General features: G+C 63.8%; 1 protein-coding gene. It reads right to left on the reverse strand.

Annotated features, from left to right (window positions below; translation table 11 throughout):
- The coding region (gene arfB / locus OC610_RS29210; RefSeq protein ID WP_264433323.1) for an alternative ribosome rescue aminoacyl-tRNA hydrolase ArfB at positions 1-276 on the reverse strand (276 nt) is incomplete at both ends.

The raw sequence follows: 276 nt of genomic DNA on the forward strand, positions 1-276 counted from the left end.
GCCCAGGGTCGGTTTGGTCGGGCGGCGTTTCTTCTCGATCTTGGTGGCGCCGAGGATCAGTTCGACCAGGCGCTCCAATGCGTCGGCCCGGTTCTGTTCCTGCGTGCGGTATTGCTGGGCCTTGATGATCAACACGCCGTCGCTGGTGATGCGACTGTCGCGCAGCGCCAGCAGCCGTTCCTTGTAGAACTCGGGCAACGACGAGGCAGGAATATCGAAGCGCAAGTGCACGGCGCTGGACACCTTATTGACGTTCTGCCCCCCGGCGCCCTGGGC

The sequence above is a fragment of the Pseudomonas agronomica genome (assembly GCF_025917275.1).
Lineage (GTDB): Bacteria > Pseudomonadota > Gammaproteobacteria > Pseudomonadales > Pseudomonadaceae > Aquipseudomonas > Aquipseudomonas agronomica.